At 61.8% G+C, this 18,600-nt stretch carries 18 protein-coding genes; 16 read left to right on the top strand and 2 right to left on the bottom strand.

Features of this window, described 5'->3' with window-relative positions; genetic code table 11:
* Position 1 precedes the first annotated feature (1 nt).
* The 16 genes from fliQ to ACE04I_RS11495 all read left to right on the top strand — a co-directional run bounded on the left by fliQ (position 2) and on the right by ACE04I_RS11495 (position 16,089).
* Positions 2–268, top strand: a complete 267-nt coding sequence (gene fliQ, locus ACE04I_RS11420) for a flagellar biosynthesis protein FliQ (RefSeq protein WP_046794250.1) — start codon at positions 2–4, stop codon at positions 266–268.
* 113 nt (positions 269–381) lie between these two features.
* Positions 382–2,469 carry a flagellar biosynthesis protein FlhA gene (flhA, locus tag ACE04I_RS11425; protein WP_046794251.1) on the top strand — a complete coding sequence of 696 codons (2,088 nt, stop codon included), beginning with the start codon at positions 382–384 and terminating at the stop codon, positions 2,467–2,469.
* On the top strand, positions 2,466–3,218 hold the full coding sequence (fliR, locus tag ACE04I_RS11430) for a flagellar biosynthetic protein FliR (RefSeq protein WP_046794252.1): 753 nt from the start codon (positions 2,466–2,468) through the stop codon (positions 3,216–3,218). Before flhA ends, fliR begins: the two co-directional genes overlap by 4 nt.
* A gap of 11 nt (positions 3,219–3,229) precedes the next feature.
* On the top strand, positions 3,230–3,649 hold the full coding sequence (locus ACE04I_RS11435) for a hypothetical protein (RefSeq protein ID WP_046794253.1): 420 nt from the start codon (positions 3,230–3,232) through the stop codon (positions 3,647–3,649).
* A gap of 123 nt (positions 3,650–3,772) precedes the next feature.
* Positions 3,773–4,330 carry a rod-binding protein gene (locus ACE04I_RS11440; RefSeq protein WP_046794362.1) on the top strand — a complete coding sequence of 186 codons (558 nt, stop codon included), beginning with the start codon at positions 3,773–3,775 and terminating at the stop codon, positions 4,328–4,330.
* 25 nt (positions 4,331–4,355) lie between these two features.
* Complete coding sequence (locus tag ACE04I_RS11445) at positions 4,356–4,721, top strand: hypothetical protein (RefSeq protein ID WP_046794363.1); 366 nt, start codon at positions 4,356–4,358, stop codon at positions 4,719–4,721.
* Complete coding sequence (locus ACE04I_RS11450; RefSeq protein ID WP_487207047.1) at positions 4,721–5,263, top strand: hypothetical protein; 543 nt, start codon at positions 4,721–4,723, stop codon at positions 5,261–5,263. The genes ACE04I_RS11445 and ACE04I_RS11450 overlap by 1 nt, the downstream gene beginning before the upstream one ends.
* A gap of 122 nt (positions 5,264–5,385) precedes the next feature.
* Positions 5,386–6,036, top strand: coding sequence for a hypothetical protein (locus tag ACE04I_RS11455; RefSeq protein ID WP_046794255.1), 651 nt, complete (start codon positions 5,386–5,388; stop codon positions 6,034–6,036).
* Between the two features lie 89 nt (positions 6,037–6,125).
* Positions 6,126–7,826: a GumC domain-containing protein gene (locus ACE04I_RS11460; RefSeq protein ID WP_487207048.1), complete on the top strand. Its 1,701-nt coding sequence runs from the start codon at positions 6,126–6,128 to the stop codon at positions 7,824–7,826.
* A 130-nt stretch (positions 7,827–7,956) separates the two neighbouring features.
* Positions 7,957–8,856, top strand: coding sequence for a bifunctional methylenetetrahydrofolate dehydrogenase/methenyltetrahydrofolate cyclohydrolase FolD (gene folD / locus ACE04I_RS11465; RefSeq protein ID WP_046794257.1), 900 nt, complete (start codon positions 7,957–7,959; stop codon positions 8,854–8,856).
* 145 nt (positions 8,857–9,001) lie between these two features.
* Positions 9,002–10,363: an ABC transporter substrate-binding protein gene (locus ACE04I_RS11470; protein WP_487207049.1), complete on the top strand. Its 1,362-nt coding sequence runs from the start codon at positions 9,002–9,004 to the stop codon at positions 10,361–10,363.
* 187 nt (positions 10,364–10,550) lie between these two features.
* Positions 10,551–11,564: a carbohydrate ABC transporter permease gene (locus ACE04I_RS11475; RefSeq protein ID WP_046794259.1), complete on the top strand. Its 1,014-nt coding sequence runs from the start codon at positions 10,551–10,553 to the stop codon at positions 11,562–11,564.
* Position 11,565: 1 nt separating this feature from the next.
* The gene (locus ACE04I_RS11480) at positions 11,566–12,726 is read left to right on the top strand and encodes a carbohydrate ABC transporter permease (protein WP_487207050.1); all 1,161 of its coding nucleotides are present in this window, start codon (positions 11,566–11,568) and stop codon (positions 12,724–12,726) included.
* Positions 12,727–12,761: 35 nt separating this feature from the next.
* On the top strand, positions 12,762–14,414 hold the full coding sequence (gene bglA, locus ACE04I_RS11485) for a beta-galactosidase BglA (RefSeq protein WP_487207051.1): 1,653 nt from the start codon (positions 12,762–12,764) through the stop codon (positions 14,412–14,414).
* Positions 14,415–14,432: 18 nt separating this feature from the next.
* Positions 14,433–15,521 (top strand): ABC transporter ATP-binding protein, encoded by a 1,089-nt coding sequence (locus tag ACE04I_RS11490; RefSeq protein ID WP_046794262.1) that lies wholly within the window; start codon positions 14,433–14,435, stop codon positions 15,519–15,521.
* A gap of 211 nt (positions 15,522–15,732) precedes the next feature.
* A complete protein-coding gene (locus ACE04I_RS11495) occupies positions 15,733–16,089 on the top strand; it encodes a hypothetical protein (protein ID WP_046794263.1) in 357 nt (118 codons plus the stop codon).
* A gap of 33 nt (positions 16,090–16,122) precedes the next feature.
* On the opposite strand, the gene ACE04I_RS11500 is transcribed toward ACE04I_RS11495, so the two are convergent.
* Together ACE04I_RS11500 and edd are read right to left on the bottom strand one after the other, a co-directional pair.
* The gene (locus tag ACE04I_RS11500; protein ID WP_046794264.1) at positions 16,123–16,545 is read right to left on the bottom strand and encodes a type II toxin-antitoxin system VapC family toxin; all 423 of its coding nucleotides are present in this window, start codon (positions 16,543–16,545) and stop codon (positions 16,123–16,125) included.
* Positions 16,546–16,772: 227 nt separating this feature from the next.
* A complete protein-coding gene (gene edd, locus ACE04I_RS11505) occupies positions 16,773–18,590 on the bottom strand; it encodes a phosphogluconate dehydratase (protein ID WP_046794265.1) in 1,818 nt (605 codons plus the stop codon).
* Between the last annotated feature and the right edge of the window lie 10 nt (positions 18,591–18,600).

Below are 18,600 nucleotides of genomic sequence, written 5' to 3' on the forward strand. Positions count from 1 at the left end.
AATGAACGAAGCCGACGCCTTGGATATCATGCAAGCGGCGATCTGGACCATCCTGATCGCCTCCGGCCCCGCAGTTCTGGTGGCCATGGTTGTCGGCGTGGTGATCGCGGTTCTCCAGGCGCTCACGCAGGTCCAGGAAATGACGCTGACCTTCGTGCCGAAGATCGTGGCGATCATGATCACCATCGGCATCTCGGCGCCCTTCATCGGCGCCCAGATCAACCTCTTCGCCAATCTGGTCTTTTCGCGCATCGAATCCGGCTTCTAGCCGGCTTTTTCCTTCCGTCCTCCTCCTGCCACCCTCGCGCAAGCTTCGTCCGCTAGTCAAGCAGACGAACCGGCAGCATGTCTGCCACCTTCTCATGAAGAGACGGGACCGCTATGGCGCAACCACCTGCACTCTCCATTCCGAAGGTCGCTCCGAGCGGCCGGGACATAGGCTTCGCGCTCGGCATTATCGCGATCCTTTGCATCCTCTTCCTGCCGATCCCGACATTTCTGATCGATGTCGGTCTGGCCTTCTCGATCGCCTTTTCGGTGCTGATCCTGATGGTGGCGCTGTGGATACAGCGCCCGCTGGATTTCTCCTCCTTTCCGACCATCCTCCTGATCGCGACGATGGTGCGCCTGTCGCTCAACATCGCGACGACCCGCGTGATCCTCTCCCACGGCAACGAGGGACACGATGCGGCGGGCGGCGTGATCGCGGGCTTTTCGAGCCTCGTGATGTCCGGCGATTTCGTGATCGGCGTGATCGTCTTTTTGATCCTCGTCACGGTCAACTTCATCGTCATCACCAAGGGCGCGACGCGTATCGCGGAAGTCGGCGCCCGCTTCACCCTCGATGCCATCCCAGGCAAGCAGATGTCGATCGACGCCGACCTTTCCGCCGGCATCATCGACGAGAAGGAGGCACAGCGCCGCCGGCGCGAGCTCGAGGAGGAAAGCTCCTTCTTCGGCGCCATGGATGGTGCCTCGAAATTCGTGCGCGGCGATGCGATCGCCGGCCTCCTCATCACCGCCATCAACATCTTCGGCGGCATCATCATCGGCTATTTCCGCCATGGCATGCCGATCGGCGAAGCCGCCGACGTCTTCGTCAAGCTGTCGGTTGGTGACGGTATCGTCTCGCAGGTTCCCGCACTCATCGTTTCGCTCGCCGCCGGCCTTCTGGTCACCCGGGGAGGAACCGCGGGTTCGACCGACAAGGCGGTCGTCGACCAGCTCAGCGGCTATCCGCGTGCGCTTTCCATGGCAGCGGCGCTCATGGGCCTGCTGGCGGTCGTTCCGGGTCTGCCCATGCTGCCGTTCATGGCGCTCGGCGGTGTGATGGGCTTCGGCGCCTGGCTGGTGCCGCGCCGCATCGAGGCCGAGAACAAGGCCCGCCGCGAGGACGAGGAAAAGAAGGTCGTCGAGAGCAAGGAAGCGGAAAAGGATTCGGTCAAATCCGTTCTCAAGACGGCGGAGATCGAACTGGCGCTCGGCAAGCAGGTCTCCACGCGCCTATTAGGCGCGCATCAGGAGCTCGCCTTCCGCGTCGGCAAGATGCGCAAGAAGTTCGCCGCCCAATACGGTTTCGTAGTGCCGGAGATCAAGGTTTCCGACGACATCTCCATTCAGGAGAAGTCCTACCAGATCCGCATCCACGGCACGACCGTGGCCTCGAATGCGCTGCGCGTCGGCGAAGTGCTCGTGGTGACCGGGGCGGGCCGCAAGCCGAGCATTCCTGGCGACGAAATCCGCGAGCCCGCTTTCGGAATGCCGGCGGTTTCGATCCTCGAGACATTCGCCGAAGATCTGAAGCGTGAAGGCTTCCAGCCGATCGACAATGTTTCCGTGGTGCTGACCCACGTTTCGGAGGTGATCCGCAACAATCTTCCGCAGCTTCTCTCCTACAAGGACGTGAAGGTTCTCATCGATCGCCTCGATCCGGAATACAAGAAGCTCGCCGACGAGATCTGCTCCTCGCATATGTCCTATTCCGGGCTGCAGGCCGTGCTCAAGCTGCTGCTTGCGGAACGCGTCTCGATCCGCAACCTTCACCTCATCCTGGAAGCGGTGGCCGAACTCGCCCCGCATGTGCGCAAGACCGAGCAGATCGTCGAGCACGTGCGCGTGCGCATGTCTCAGCAGCTCTGCGGCGATCTCGCTGACAACGGTGTGCTGCGCGTGCTCCGCCTCGGCACCAAGTGGGACATGCTGTTCCACCAGGCGCTCAAGCGCGATGCCAAGGGCGAGGTGGTGGAGTTCGATATCGATCCCCGCAGCCTCGAGGAGTTCAGCGAGCAGGCGACGAAAGTTATCCGTGAATTCATGGACCGCGGCCTGCCTTTCGTTCTTGTAACCTCGCCGGAAACACGCTCCTATGTGCGCATGATCATCGAGCGACTCTTCGCCACGCTGCCCGTTCTCTCCCATGTGGAACTCGCCAAGGGGCTCGAAATCAAGATATTGGGCGCCATCTCGTGATAACCGACCCCCAGGGGACCATTCTTGCACTTTTCCTGGCATTCTGCCGCATGGGAGCGTGCGTGATGGTCCTGCCGGGGTTCGGCAGTGCGCGTATCTCCACCAATATCCGTCTTTTCCTCGCCGTCGCGATCTCCATGGCCGTGCTGCCGGTGCTATGGGACACCATCTATCCGCGGGCTTCCGAGCCGACCGCCACCTATCTCGGCCTGATCGCCAGCGAAACGCTGATCGGCGCCGTCTACGGACTGATCGCCCGTCTCTATGCGCTGGGGCTGCAATTCGCCGGCACGATCGTCGCCATGTCTATCGGGTTCACCGCGCCGGGCGGGCATGACGTGCTGGAAGATACCTCCGAGAACCAGCTCACCACGCTTCTGACCTTCAGCGGGCTATTGCTGCTGTTCATGCTGGATTTCCACCATGTGGTCTTTCGCGCGCTGGTCGAATCCTATGCAGCGACCCCGGTTGGCGCCATCGCCGATCCGCAGCGGATGCTGATCACCCTGACCGATACGCTGAGGGCCTCCACCTATCTGATGCTGCAATTGGCGAGCCCCTTTCTCATCTACGGCCTGATGTTCAACGTGGCGATCGGCCTCATCAACAAGCTCGCGCCACAGATCCCGGTCTTCTTCATCTCCACGCCCTTCCTGCTGGTGGGCGGCATCTTTCTTCTCTACCTCTCCATCGCGGTGATGATCCGGCAGTTCGCCGGCGGATTCGCCCCGATCTTCCTGTCGTTCTGAAGGAGAGCGGAATGGCGGCGGATCAGGGACGCAGGTCGGAGAAACTGAAACGCCTCGTGGCGGTGCAACGTCATCTCGAGAAGATGGCGGAGAACGATCTTGCCGCGACCAGCCGACACCGCGTCGAAGTAGCCGAATCGATGGATGTGGTGATCGAGGCGATCGGCTCCATGCACCCGATCCATCGGCAGTTTTCCCATGAATATGCGGAGCGCTTCGGCCGCCTGACGGTAAAGGAGCGGCAATTGGCGGGAATCCAGCAGGCCCAGGAGGCGAGGATGCTGAAAGAACGCACCAAGGCCGACCGCCTGGAAGACCACATGAAGGCCGCACGCGTGCTCGAGGATCGCGAGGCAGAGGACAACGCCATATACGAGCTCCTCGAAATGACCTTGGCCGCGCCAGCCTCCAGCAAGCTTCGCACGTCATAGTCCCGTCATCTGACGCGATTCCCCGAAGGGTAGTTTCTTTCTCGGAACGCGCTGTTGGAAATCGACAATCCTGTGTGGACCCGTGGCGGCGGGTGTTTCGCAGTCGTGATGAAGGGAGCTGAAGTGGCTATATCACCTCCGAGCGATCTGGTCCTGGATGTCGTCCGTGCCGCGGACCCGACGGAAGTCCAGGCGGCTCAGGCAAAGCTGAGGGCAAACAAGGCGGCCTTTGCCGCAACCAGTCTGGCGGAAGCCGGCGCCGGCTTCGGCGCGGCCGTCGATATTCTCGACACACCGGCGACGAAGGCGGGGCTCGGCAATGCCGCGCTCTCCAAGAAGACCGCCGAAATGCCGGAAGAATATCGCAAGTTCGAGGCCAGCATCCTGCAGACCTTCGTGAACTCCATGCTGCCGGAAGACAGCGCGGAGGTTTATGGCAAGGGTTCGGCCGGCGAATTCTGGAAGAGCATGATGGCCGAACAGGTCGCCGAGGAAATGTCGAAGCGAGGCGGCATCGGCATTGCCGAGCAGATGTATTCCCAGGCGCTGGCGCGCGCCGAGCGCGGTGGCATGGTGAACGCCACTACGGATGAGCATGACCGCACCCGTGCCATGAGCATGATCACCGATTTCGAGCGAAAGGTACTTGGCGTTTCAGCCACAGAGAAGGGCGAGGCCTGATATGAACCATACCGGGACAGAACATATGGAAGCCGTTTCGAACGATTATCGCATCAAGTCCGTGCTCGGACGGCTCGAAATGATCATCGACAATGAGAATCAAAGGATCGGCAGCGATCCCGAGTTCGACCTCAAGGTTTCCAACGCGCACAAGAGCCGTTGCCTTTACGAACTTACCATGCTGTTCCGCAGCACCGATCCCGAGGAGTTCGCGGCCGCTCATATCGACCAGATGCACCACCTCAAGAGCAAGCTGGCGCTGAACGCCCGCCGTGTCGAGGCGCATCTGCATGCGGTGCGTTCGGTGGCCGATCTCCTGAAGGACGCCGCCCGCGAGGCGGAGGGCGACGGCACCTACACCCAGGAACAATTCCTTTATAGCGAGAACTGATGCTGAAGCTCCTTCTCACCGGTCTGTGGGTCTGCGTCGTCACTCTGGGGGCGGTGTATTTTTCCGTGCAGATGGCCGCCGCTCCCGCGCCGGTCGATGAAGAGGCGGCCAGGAGGAACATGCTGGAGCTGGTGCGCGGCGAATCGATCACCGTTCCGCTGATCGATAACGGCGCCATCACCGGCTACTTCCTTGGGCGCGTCTCCTTCATGATGGACAAGGAGAAGATCAAGTCCGTCCAGCTGCCGATGACGGAGCTTATGACCGACCAGCTCTTCACCCTGCTCGTCGGCAACAAGATGGTCGATCTCGGAAACCCCGGCGCCTTCGACCTGGAGACCTTCCGCAGCCGCATCAAGGAAGACATGAACCGGAAGCTCGGCGATACAATGGTGGCCGAGGTTCTGGTCGAACAGCTCGACTATCTGTCGAAAGAGGACATCCGGAACAATGCCTCTCGCGGCGGGCGAAATCCCATGGCTCCCGTAAAGATCATCGAGGGAGCGAAAGTCGACGATCCCGGAACTGCCTCGGGACATTGAACTGCGGCCTCGAAGTGGCGCAAAATCGGGCGGGCCGCTCGCATTTTAGCGAAAGGCTTAAACGCGGCTTCACCGCTATGCGGATAGAAAGCAGGTCAAGCTTTCTTCGTGCCGAGTGGTAGATGCGGTCGATGTTCGTTCAGTCTTTCGCGCCCCTGCGCCATATCTTCGGTTTTCCCGTGCTGGAGATGGACTGGAACGGCGCGCTCGCCTTCTTCGAGGGACACCTCGCGACTTCCCGGCAAAGGCTGGCGGTTTCGTTTTTCGATGAGGGCGCCGCCCTGCGGCAACTGGTTGACCCCGCCTATCGTAACTCCCTTTCGCACCGGATCTTGCTGCCGGCAGCGGGTGCGCCGTTGAGGGCATGGGAGTGCCTGACCCGAAAAGGCTCCGCTCCTACGCATTTCCGGGCGGACCAGTTCGTACCGGCGTTTCTGACCTTTCTCGCCGAGGGCCGCCGCGTAGCGCTTGTCGGAGACGAGGCCAGTGGCATCGGGCGGCTGCGCGAAGAGCTTTCCATCCATGCGCCCTGGCATGAAATCGTGGCGATCGCCGCTTCGGAAATCGCCGAATATCGAAATGATGTCTTCGATGTGATCCTCGTGCAGGCGAGCAACCCGGCTGAGGAGCAGCGCATCGAAACCCAGCTTTCCTCCCTGCACACCGGCCTCATCATGATGACCGGCACCAAGCTTGCCGGCTTCGTGGCAGAGAGGCCGGCATTCAGGGTCTCTGCGGCCACCGCGCCCCTCGAAACAAGCGCAGCGGCTTGAGGAATTAACCTTTTCTTTGCCATGAAAATTTAGGCTGCCTTAATCATGGCGGCGCGGGCCTGCGCCGTCGGTTAGCGCGGTCATGATCCATGTACGACCCCGAGAAGCATACGCAAACTCCTGACCGGGAACGGCTGCTGCCGATCCCGCATGATGTCACGCGCTCATCGGGCCGGTGGTTGGGTCTGCGAAGTGCCTTCCTGAAGATTGCTGCGCTCACGGCAATCGGGGCTGTCCTGCCGCTCCTCTTCAACGATTTTTGGCCGAGGGACTTCGCGGCCGAGACGCGGCTGAAGGTCGAAGCCGCGGATGCGGACGACAAATCGATTGCCGAAGCGGCGGCGAACCTGCGCTCGAAGGCCCATCTCGATCATCTCATCCGGGAGCTGGATCTCGGCCGCGGCAGCGAGTTCGCGGTTGATCGCACGAGCGTGTTCAGGCTCGTTCTCGACATCGTCTCGGGCCAGGAAACGACGGTCGGCAAGGCTGAAGCCGGAATTCGCCGCCGGCTCGCGGAGGCGATCGCGGTGCGCTACGATCCCGCTACCGGCGAGGTCTCGATTTCGGTCACGGCGGACCGGGCGGATGAGGCGGCCCGCATAGCCAATGCGCTGGGCGGCATGCTGCGCGACGAAACGGCGGCGACCGGCCTTCGGCGCGCTGATCCGGCGCTGGAAAATCTCCGGCAGGCGTTCGAGAAGGCCCAGGCTGATCTCTCCGGTTTTCTTGCCGGCGTCGATGGCACGAGGCTCGCACAACTGCGCCGGGCGGATGGCGAGGAGAGGGCGCTGGCCGCGCAGGTCTCCGGCACCGAGGCGGAACTGACCGGCCTCAGGCGGAAACTCGGCCAGGCATCGGAAATGACGCTGGCCGATGTCCTCGACAATCCGCTGCCGAACAGCCTCGAATTCACCGCGCTCGACTATCAGCGGCAAAGGCTCGTCGAGGCGAAGCTTACAGTCGATCAGCTCTCGGCCGAGCTCGGTCCGCGTCACCCGCGCCTGCTCGCCGCTCAGGCCGCTGTCGACAGCGTGCGCTCGGATATCGGCAAGGCGCTGGACCGGCTGAAAGCCTCCCTGAAGGATCAGGAAGCGGCGACGGCAAAGCGGCTCGCGGAACTTAAAGCCAGGCAGCGGAAGACATCACCCGACAAGCAGATGGTCGAAACCGGAACCAAGCTCGCGGCCTTGGAAGGCGAGGCGGAGGAAGCGCGTTCCCGTTATCTTGAAGCCATGCGGCGCTCCAAGGCGACCTCCACCCCCGCGCCGGCAGCGGCTCAGGTCATATCGGCCGCGAATGCCGGGAATGCCCGGCCTCTCGGTCCCTCTTCCCTGGTGCTTGCCGGCATTGGCGGGGCTGCCGGTTTTGCTCTCGGAAGCACGCTCACCTATTTCACCCGCCGGCGTCCCGAGGAAATCGACATCGATGCTCTCTTGGAAAACGAGGACTTGCTTGCCGTGGAGAACGCCGGCGAGACGAGGGAAGAGCCGCCGCTGGACGTGGAAATCGCTTCGTCTGACGTAATGGAAGAGGAAGCAGCTCCTGCTCCGTCGCATGACGTGGCTGCCAACGATACTCCCTTCGGCGATCGGATCCGCGCGATCCTGATGGCGAACCGCATTCCCGAGCGCGAGGCGGACCTGCCGCCGCTGGTCGCCGCCGCAATCGCTGAACAGAGGGTCAGGGCCGCCGGCCGCCAGGAGGAGGTGCTCGAATTGCGCCGCGATATGGCGGAGCTTCGCGAACGGGTACAGTCCTATACCGCCCGGCGGGCCGCTTCCGGCCGCTGATTGCGACACCAAGATCCTTGCATTTTCCGCTCGAGGACAGCATAGGGCGCTGACGGGCAAATTCTGCAGTTTGCCACTTTGTAGATTGGGCTGCTCTGTAGATTGACGGCGAAAAACGGGAGACACGCACGTGGCATTCGTGATCGATGGAAAAGAAGCGGCGGCATCCGTAATCACCGCGGTAAGCGAGGCGGCAGCGTCGCTCGAGAACCTGACTGGCACCAAGCCGGGCCTTGCGGTGGTCATCGTCGGCGATGATCCGGCAAGCCACGCCTACGTCAATTCCAAGAGCCGGATGGCAAAGCAGTGTGGTTTCAACTCGATCCAGCACAGCCTGCCGGAAGAGACCACGCAGGAAGAGCTGGAAAAGCTCGTGCGCGAGCTGAATGCCGATCCTGCCGTGCATGGCATCCTCGTGCAGCTTCCATTGCCGAAGCACCTGAATTCTGAGCCGGTCATCGGGTCGATCTCGCCGGAGAAGGACGTCGACGGCCTGAACGTGGTCAATGCCGGCAAGCTGGCGACGGGCGATCTCGCAAGCGGTCTCATCTCCTGCACGCCGGCCGGCGCGATGATCCTCGTCAACAAGATACACGGGCCTGATCTTTCCGGCCTCAATGCGGTGGTGATCGGCCGCTCCAACCTGTTCGGCAAGCCGATGGGCCTTCTGCTGCTTTCCGCCAATGCCACCGTCACCATGGCACATTCGAAGAGCCGCGATTTGCCCGCCATCTGCCGCAATGCCGATATCCTGGTCGCCGCCGTCGGTCGTCCGGGCATGGTGAAGGCCGATTGGGTGAAGCCGGGCGCGACCATCATCGACGTGGGTATCAACCGCGTCCCCGCACCTGAAAAGGGCGAGGGCAAGAACAAACTGGTCGGAGACGTGGCCTTTGCGGAATGCGCGGAAATCGCCGGCGCGATCACGCCCGTTCCCGGCGGTGTCGGCCCTATGACGATCGCCATGCTGATGGCGAATACGCTGATTGCCGCCCATCGTGCGGCGGGCCGCCCGATCCCAAAATTCTGACCCTTCCGCGCGCCGCGCCAAATCCCCCTTGTCTTGAGGGGTATTGACTCCCCCGGAGGCGCGTTAAATCTCTTCCCATGCTTCGGGTTTCCGGGCAGGCTGAAGTTCGACCATGCATAATGGAACGAAACGGGAGGAGAATGTGATGAAGCTATCGCTTTTGATGGGCGCCGCTCTTGCAGCCCTTGTCGCGGGCTCGGCAGGCGCGCAGGAATTGAAATTCCCGCCGGGCGAGGATTCCCGCTTCAACTGGAAGAGCTATGAGGATTTCAAGGCCGCTCATTCGGACCTCAAGGGACAGCCGCTGACGGTTTTCGGTCCTTGGCGCGGGGAGGATGAGGCGCTTTTTACAAGCGTCCTCAATTATTTCATCGCAGCGACCGGCATCGATGCCCGCTACTCCTCCTCGGAAAACTACGAACAGCAGATCGTCATCGACACGCAGGCCGGTTCGCCGCCGAACATCGCCATCCTGCCGCAACCGGGCCTGCTCGCCGATCTGTCGGCCAAGGGATTCCTGACGCCGCTCGGCGAGGAGACCGCCACCTGGGTGAAGGAGAATTACGGGGCCGGCGAGAGCTGGATCGGGTATGGCACCTACAAGGGCAAGGACGGTCAGGAAGCGTTCTATGCCTTTCCATACAAGGCGGACGTCAAGTCGCTGGTCTGGTACGTGCCGGAGAACTTCGAGGAAGCCGGCTATGAAGTCCCGACCACCATGGAAGACCTGATCAAGCTCAGCGACCAGATCGTGGAGGATGGCGGCGTGCCTTGGTGCATCGGCCTCGGCTCCGGCGGCGCAACGGGGTGGCCCGCGACGGACTGGGTGGAGGACATGATGCTCCGCACCCAGAGCCCGGAGACCTATGACAAATGGGTCAGCAATGAAATCAAGTTCGATGATCCGGCGGTTGTCGGAGCGATCGAGGAATTCGGCAAATTCGCCAAGAACGAGAAATATGTCAGCGGCGGGCTCGCGGCCGTAGCCTCGACCGATTTCCGCGACAGTCCCAAGGGTCTCTTTGATATTCCGCCGAAGTGCTACCTGCATCACCAGGCATCCTTCATTCCGTCGTTCTTCCCGGAAGGTAAGGAACTCGGTACGGATGCCGACTTCTTCTACATGCCAACCTATGCCTCGAAACCGGAGCTCGGCAAACCGGTCCTCGGCGCCGGAACGCTGGTGGCGATCACCAGGGATTCGCCGACCGCCAAGGCCTTTATCGAGTTCCTTAAGACCCCGATCGCCCACGAGGTCTGGATGGCCCAGTCCGGTTTCCTGACGCCGTATAAGGGTGTAAAGCCCGAGGCCTATGGCAACGACACGTTGCGCAAGGAAGGCGAGCTTCTGATCACGGCGACGACCTTCCGCTTTGACGGCTCCGACCTGATGCCGGGCAAGATCGGCGCGGGCGCCTTCTGGACCGGCATGGTCGATTATGTCGGCGGCAAGGATGCTCAGACGGCTGCCGGTGATATCCAGAAGGCCTGGGAAGGTCTGAAATAGGTCCGGACAGGCGCTCGATGAATCAGCCCCTCACCCCGCCTCCGCTTCGCTCGGCGATCCTCTCCCCGTAAACGGGGCGAGGGGGACCGGGAGGGTGCGGCATATACCTTCTCCCCGCTTGTGGGGAGAAGGTGCCGGAAGGCGGATGAGGGGCAGTATGAAACAGGCTTAAGCGAGAGGGGCACTTATGGCATCGCAGATCGTGTCGGCCTTCGGGGCGGTGATCGTCGGCGTTTTCGCCTGCGCCTTGTATTACTGGCTTTCGGACAAGCTGCTGCAGGTCATCTTTCCGGTGCCCGAAGGCAATGTCCGCGCCGCCTCGGTAAACCTCAATCGCCGCGCGGTCGTGCGGCCTTGGCTGTTCATGGGGCCGGCACTCATTCTTCTCGTCGTCTACCTCGTCTATCCGGTGCTCGCGACCTTTGTGCTCTCCTTCTACGATCGCTCCGGCGTCAACTTCGTCGGGTTGGCCAATTACCGCTGGGCGGTTTCGGATGCGCAGTTCCGCCAGTCGATCTTCAACAATATCCTCTGGCTTGCCGTGGTGCCGGCTGCCTGCACCTTCTTCGGCCTGGTGATTGCGGTTCTCACCGATCGCATATGGTGGGGCAATATCGCCAAGAGCCTCGTCTTCATGCCGATGGCGATCTCCTTCGTGGGCGCCTCGGTGATCTGGAAGTTCGTCTACGAATATCGCGGCGGCAACGAGACGCAGATCGGCCTCCTGAACGCCATCGTGCAGTTCTTCGGCGGCGATCCGCAGGTCTGGATATCGCTGCCCTTCTGGAACAACTTCTTCCTGATGGTCATCCTGATCTGGATACAGACCGGCTTTGCGATGGTGATCCTGTCAGCCGCGCTGCGCGGTATTCCGGAAGAGACGATCGAGGCGGCGGTGATCGACGGCGCCAACGGCTGGCAGATCTTCTGGAAGATCATGGTACCGCAGATCTGGGGCACGATCGCGGTCGTCTGGACGACGATCACCATCCTGGTGCTGAAGGTCTTCGATATCGTACTGACCATGACCAATGGCCAGTGGAACACCATGGTGCTCGCCAATCTCATGTTCGACTGGATGTTCCGCGGCGGCGGCGACAGCGGCCGAAGCGCCGTGATCGCGCTCGTCATCATGGCGGCCGTGACCCCGATCATGATCTGGAACATCCGGCAGGCGAACCGGGAAACGGGAGACCATTGAGATGAATGCCGCAGCAAGCTTGCGCCGCATCGGCCTTCCGCGCCTCGTCGTCCATTTCGCGGTGCTTCTCATCTGCATCGTCTGGCTGATCCCGACCCTGGGCATCCTGATGACATCCTTCCGGGAGCCGGCGCAGATCACCTCGTCCGGCTGGTGGACGGCCTTCACCAGCGCCGCCCAGACGAGCGCCGCAAGGCTCGCAGACCCTTCGACCGCACGGCAGGAGGGTGCCAATTACGTGATTTCCGGCTCGGTCTTCGAGGAAGGGCAGGGCGGTACGGTCCGGGCCTTCGGCACGCGCGTACAGGAGCCGGCCGCCTATCCCGCTGGGCAGCCGACCGATCTCGGCGACGGCGAAACGTTGACGATCAACGAGGACGGCAGCTACACCTATGCAAAGGCCGGCCCTTTCGACGGGGAGAGGGGACGCCGCGTCTATCTCCAGGTCGCCACGCCGCCGTCCTTCACAACGGAAAACTACAATACTGTCCTCACCTCGCAAGGGATCGGCCAGGCCTTCGTCAATTCGCTGACGGTCGCCATTCCCTCCACCATCATCCCGATCCTGATCGCCGCCTTTGCGGCTTACGCCCTCTCGTGGATGGAGTTTCCCGGCCGGGCGCTGCTCATCGCCATGGTGGTGGGCTTGATCGTCGTGCCGCTACAGATGTCGCTCATTCCGCTTCTGAGGATGTACAACGAAATCGGCGGCCTGCTCGGCGTGCCTTCGCGAAGCTATGCCGGCATCTGGCTTGCCCATTCGGCCTTCGGAATGCCGCTCGCGATCTATCTTCTGCGCAACTATATCGCCGGCCTGCCGAAGGAGATCATCGAATCCGCCCGGGTCGACGGCGCAAGCGATTTCGAGATTTTCCTGAAGATAGTCCTGCCGCTCTCCTTCCCCGCTCTTGCCTCTTTCGCGATCTTCCAGTTCCTGTGGACATGGAACGATCTTCTGGTGGCCATGGTTTTCCTCGGAACCGGACGGGACCAGCTCGTCCTGACGGGAGCCTTGAACGCGCTTCTGGGCTCCCAGGGGGGGAAATGGGAAATTCTGACCGCATCCGCCTTTATCACCATCGTCGTTCCTCTGCTCGTCTTCTTCCTCCTCCAGCGGTATCTCGTCAGAGGCCTGCTGGCCGGCTCGGTAAAAGGCGGCTGAAACAGCGATAAAACTGACAAGAAACAGGATTTGGAATGGCTATTTTCGCCGAGAACAATGCGGCCCCCGACAAGGATTGGTGGCGCGGCGCCGTCATCTATCAGATTTATCCCCGCTCCTTTCAGGATTCCAACGGTGACGGCATCGGTGACCTCAAGGGCATTACCGCGCGCCTCTCGCATGTGGCGGCGCTCGGTGCCGACGCGATCTGGATTTCGCCGTTCTTTCCCTCGCCGATGAAGGATTTCGGCTACGACGTTGCCGATTACTGCGGCGTCGATCCGATGTTCGGAACGCTGTCGGATTTCGACGGCCTGATCGCCGAGGCGCACCGGCTCGGCCTCAAGGCTGTCGATCTGGTGATATCCCATAGTTCCGATCAGCATCCATGGTTCCTCGAAAGCCGGTCGAGCCGCTTCAATCCCAAGGCCGATTGGTATGTCTGGTCGGATGCCAAGCCGGACGGCACTCCGCCCAACAACTGGCTGTCGATCTTCGGCGGGTCCGCCTGGCATTGGGACCCGACGCGCATGCAATATTACATGCACAACTTCCTGATGTCGCAGCCGGATCTCAACCTCCATAATCCCGAAGTGCAGGATGCGCTGCTCGACATGACGCGCTTCTGGCTGCGGCGCGGCGTCGATGGCTTCCGGCTGGATACGATCAACTTCTACTTCCACGATAAGGAATTGCGGGACAACCCTTCGCTCGAGCCTTCGCGCCGGAATGCGGCCACGGCCCCCGCCGTCAATCCCTATAATTTCCAGGAGCATATCTACGACAAGAACCGGCCGGAGAACCTGGAATTCCTCAAGCGTTTCCGCGCTGTCCTGGAGGAGTTTCCGGCGATCGCTGCCGTCGGTGAGGTGGGCGACAGCCAGCGCGGGCTCGAGATCGTCGGCGAGTACACCTCCGGCAACGACAAGATGCAGATGTGCTATGCCTTCGAATTCCTGGCGCCCGATCCGCTCACGCCGGAGCGCGTGAGGAATGTCCAGAACGCCTTTTCCGCGGCCGCCCCCGATGGCTGGGCCTGCTGGGCCTTCTCCAACCACGACGTGGTGCGCCATGTGAGCCGCTGGGGGGGCGAGGTTCTCGATCGCGACGCCTATGCCAGGATGCTCTCGGCGATCCTGCTCACCCAGCGCGGCTCCGTCTGCATCTATCAGGGAGAGGAACTGGGGCTGACCGAAGCCGATATCGCCTACGCGGACCTTCAGGATCCCTACGGCATTCAGTTCTGGCCGGAGTTCAAGGGGCGCGACGGATGCCGCACGCCGATGGTGTGGGATGCCCAGGCGCTGCAGGCGGGCTTTTCGACGGCCGAACGCCCCTGGCTGCCTATCCCGGTAGAGCACCAGATGCGGGCGGTCAGCTCGCAATACGGCGATCCGGCCTCGGTGCTGGAGCAGTATCGCCGCTTTCTGGCGTTCCGCAAACTGCATCCGGCTTTCGCCAAGGGTGATATTCTCTTCCTGCCTCAGGATGGCTCGCTGCTTGCCTATAAGCGGCAGCACGGCAATGAGGTGCTGCTGTGCATGTTCAATGTAAGCGCGGTGCCGATCGCGACAGAACTGCCGATCGGCGACTGGGAGGTGCTGACCGGCCACGGTTTCGAAAACGGCTGGGAAGGCAATCGGGTGGAACTGCCCGCCTGGGGGGCGTTCTTCGCCCGCCACGCATAGAGAAGAAGAGGGGGCAACATGGCCGGCGTCGTTCTGAAGGATATCCGGAAGGCATATGGTTCGGTGGAGGTGATCCACGGGATAGATCTGGAGATACGACAGGGAGAGTTCGTCGTCTTCGTCGGCCCTTCCGGCTGCGGAAAATCGACGCTGCTCCGGATGATCGCCGGCCTGGAAAGCATCACTGGCGGCGAGATGCGGATCGCCGAACAGGTCGTCAACGACGTGCCTCCTTCCAAGCGTGGCATCGCCATGGTCTTCCAGTCCTATGCGCTCTATCCGCATATGACGGTCTACGACAACATGGCCTTCGGCATGCGGATCGCGCGTGAGAGCCGGGACGAGATCGAACGGCGGGTCCGCGCGGCGGCGGAAATCCTGCAGCTCACGCCTTATCTCGAGCGCTTGCCCAAGGCGCTTTCCGGCGGTCAGCGGCAGCGTGTGGCGATCGGCCGGGCGATCTGCCGCGATCCGAAGGTCTTTCTCTTCGATGAGCCGCTTTCCAATCTCGATGCGGCGCTGCGCGTCGCCACCCGTATCGAGATCGCCAAGCTTAACGAATCCATGCCGGATACGACGATGATCTACGTCACGCACGATCAGGTGGAGGCGATGACGCTGGCCGACCGGATCGTCGTGCTTTCCGCCGGCCGCATCGAACAGGTCGGCGCGCCGCTGGAACTTTACGAGCGACCGGACAACCTTTTCGTCGCCCGCTTCATAGGCTCTCCGGCCATGAACATCATTCCGGCGACGGTGACCGAGACGGGTGAGGCGACGGTCGTGGAGCTCAAGGGCGGCAAGTCGGTGCGTGTGCCGGTGCCGTCGGCCGCCTCGGAAAAGGGGAGCGTCGCCAGTTTCGGCGTGCGCCCGGAGGACCTGACGATCGCAACGGGCGAGGATTACCTCTTCGCAGGCCAGGTCTCGATCGTCGAGGCGTTGGGCGAGGTGACTTTGCTCTATGTGGAAGGTCTCACGAGCGAGGAGCCGATTATCGCGAAGATCCCCGGCATTCTCGACGTGAAGAAGGGAGAGACCATGCGTTTCTCGGCCGATCCGAAGAAATTGCATCTCTTCGATACAGCCGGCCAGAGTTATCGCCGCTAATTGCTAAGGTCTTTCAAACGCTCTGTTAAACTTCATCGGCTAGTCTTTTTTCTGCGTAAGGCGATGAAGCCGAATACATCAGGGAATGACCCCGCGCGGAAATAACCCGTTGCGGCTCGACGTGGATGCGTCCTCCCAACGGAAAGGGAGACAGGTCGTGGGTGCGGCAGCAAGTAGCGGAAATCATTTTCTAAATAGAGAAGAGTCTTTCATGTACGACCGGGAGAGCCGGTTCAAGATGGAAGACACAATGAATGCGGCGCGCATCGAGTATACCGAAAAGGGCGTGCTGAACATGGCGCAACGCCGATGCGACGTGCTGCGCATCTCCCGCAGCGGCGCCGTTCTTGGCCTGCTGACGCAGTATAAGCTGCCGGAACAGTTCTATCTCGATATTCCGGACGCCCGCATCTCCAAGATCGGCTGTCTGCTGATGCGCGCCAACATGAACAACACGATCGATGTGCGTTTCCTAAGCCTTCTCAGCCAGAAGGACCTGGACCGTATCTTCGTGTTCAGCACGCACCCCAGCCATCGCGACCGGACGCTGGATATTCGCAGCTGGTGAGCGGCTCCTGAAAGGGCGGCTCGAAATCTCCACCTAGCAGGCTATGATTTCGAGGTATCCTGGGACACACAACTCGGCTATCGCCTTATCCCGTGTAACAAGCGGGATTTTCTTAATTCTTGCCGTTGCTATGAGATAGCAATCACCGGGATCTTTGTGGCCGGTCACAGCAACAACTTCCGCAGCTTCCAGCGCAATTCGGTGGGTTATCGGAGCAACCTTCGCGGTAGTTTCCCGAATTGCGGCGCGGAACCATTTTGACACCGTCGCATCGCCGAGCTGCGGAGCATTGTTGGGTTTGCGCACCGCCAGCGGTAATTCCCAGGCGGTGATGGGAGAAACATAGAGGTTTCCGGCAGCTTGGCCCTGACCAATGGCGACAAGGGCCTCGTTTGAGAGGTCTGCCCCTTTCACCAGCCAATAGAGAGCGTGGGTATCGAGCAGAACTCCCGCCAAGGTCCGTTAGCCTATTTCCGTTCTTCTTTGAGAACCTGGGGCGCAATCGGTTTGGTCAGGTCGACGCCTTTGTTTATCGGCAGATCGATACCCTTTAGCGAGCCAGCGCCACGTACGGTGACCAGCTTCCCCGTTTTCGTGTCACGGACGGTTATCACGGATTGTGCTGAACTCTTTGCCATAGGGTCTTATAGCCTGTTCTATGCGTGAATGCGAGTGGTTCTCATTCACGCAAACACGCTGGCGCCCTGGTCGGCCGGTCCCGCATTGCGCCGGAAGCTGGCGAAGAGTTCGCGGCCCATGCCGAACTCGTTTTCCGAAAGATCGGTTTCGGCAAGCGGGCGGGCGGCAAGTTCGGCGGCGTCGACAAGCACTTCCAGCGTACCGGCGACCGCGTCGAGGCGGATCATGTCTCCGTCCCTGATCCTGGCGATCGGGCCCCCGTCCGCAGCCTCGGGCGTGATGTGGATCGCGGCCGGCACCTTGCCCGAAGCGCCGGACATGCGCCCGTCGGTGACGAGCGCCACCTTGAAGCCGCGGTCCTGCAGCACGCCGAGCGGCGGCGTGAGGCGGTGAAGTTCCGGCATGCCGTTCGCCTTCGGTCCCTGGAAACGCACGACGGCGATGAAATCGCGGTTGAGCTCGCCGCGCTTGAAGGCGTCCTGCATTTCCTGCTGGTCATGAAAGACGATGGCCGGTGCCTGGATGACGTGGCGCTCCGGCTTGACGGCGGAGATCTTGATGACCGACCGGCCGATATTGCCGGTCAGCATCTTGAGACCGCCGGTCGGCTGGAAGGGGGCCTCGATACGGGCGAGCACCTTCGGATCGCCGCTCTCGTCCGGGATCGGCTCACGCATGACGGAGCCGTTCGCATCGAGCTTGGCTTCGACGGTATAGGCTTCCAGTCCATGGCCGAAGACGGTGCGGACGTCATCGTGGAGCAGACCCTTCTTGAGGAGCTGCTTGATGAGGAAGCCGATGCCGCCTGCGGCATGGAAGTGGTTCACGTCGGAAAGCCCGTTCGGATAGACGCGGGCCAGCAGCGGTATGATGTCCGAAAGCTCGGAAATATCCTGCCAGGTGAGCTGGATGCCGGCCGCTCGCGCCATGGCGACCAGGTGCATGGTGTGATTGGTCGAGCCACCGGTGGCATGCAGGCCGACCACGCCGTTGACGATCGAGCGCTCGTCGATCATCTCGCCGGCCGGCGTGAATTCGTTGCCGAGTGCGGTAATGGCGAGCGCCCGCTTGGTCGCTTCGCGGGTCAGCGCGTCGCGCAGCGGCGTGCCGGGATTGACGAAGGAGGCGCCCGGCATATGGAAGCCCATGATCTCCATCAGCATCTGGTTGGAATTGGCGGTGCCGTAGAAGGTGCAGGTGCCGGGACCGTGATAGGATTTCGATTCCGCCTCCAGAAGCTCGGCGCGGCCGACCTTGCCTTCCGCGTAAAGCTGGCGGATTCGCGATTTCTCGTCGTTGGGCAGGCCGGTGGTCATCGGACCGGCCGGAATGAAGACGGCCGGCAGATGGCCGAAGCTGAGCGCGGCGATCACGAGGCCGGGCACGATCTTGTCGCAGATGCCGAGGAAGAGGGCGGCATCGAACATGTTGTGCGAGAGCCCGATGCCCGCCGCCATGGCGATCGCATCGCGCGAGAAGAGCGAAAGCTCCATGCCCGGCTGGCCCTGGGTCACGCCGTCGCACATGGCCGGAACGCCGCCGGCGACCTGGGCGATGCCGCCGGCCTCCCGCGCCGCATCCCGGATGATCGCGGGATAGGTTTCATAAGGCTGGTGGGCCGAGAGCATGTCGTTATAGGCGGTGATGATGCCGAGATTGGGAATGACGTCTCCCGCGAGCGCCTCCTTCTCGGCGGGGGAACAGACCGCGAAGCCATGCGCGAGGTTGCCGCATGAGAGGACCGCCCGGTGCGGCCCTTTGCTGGAAGCGCGCCGTACGCGGTCGAGATAGGCTTCGCGATGCGGCTTCGATCGTTCGACGATACGGGCGGTGATCGCCTCTATGCTGGAATGGGCGGCCATGGTCTAGTCC

It is taken from the genome of Rhizobium moroccans (assembly GCF_057559155.1).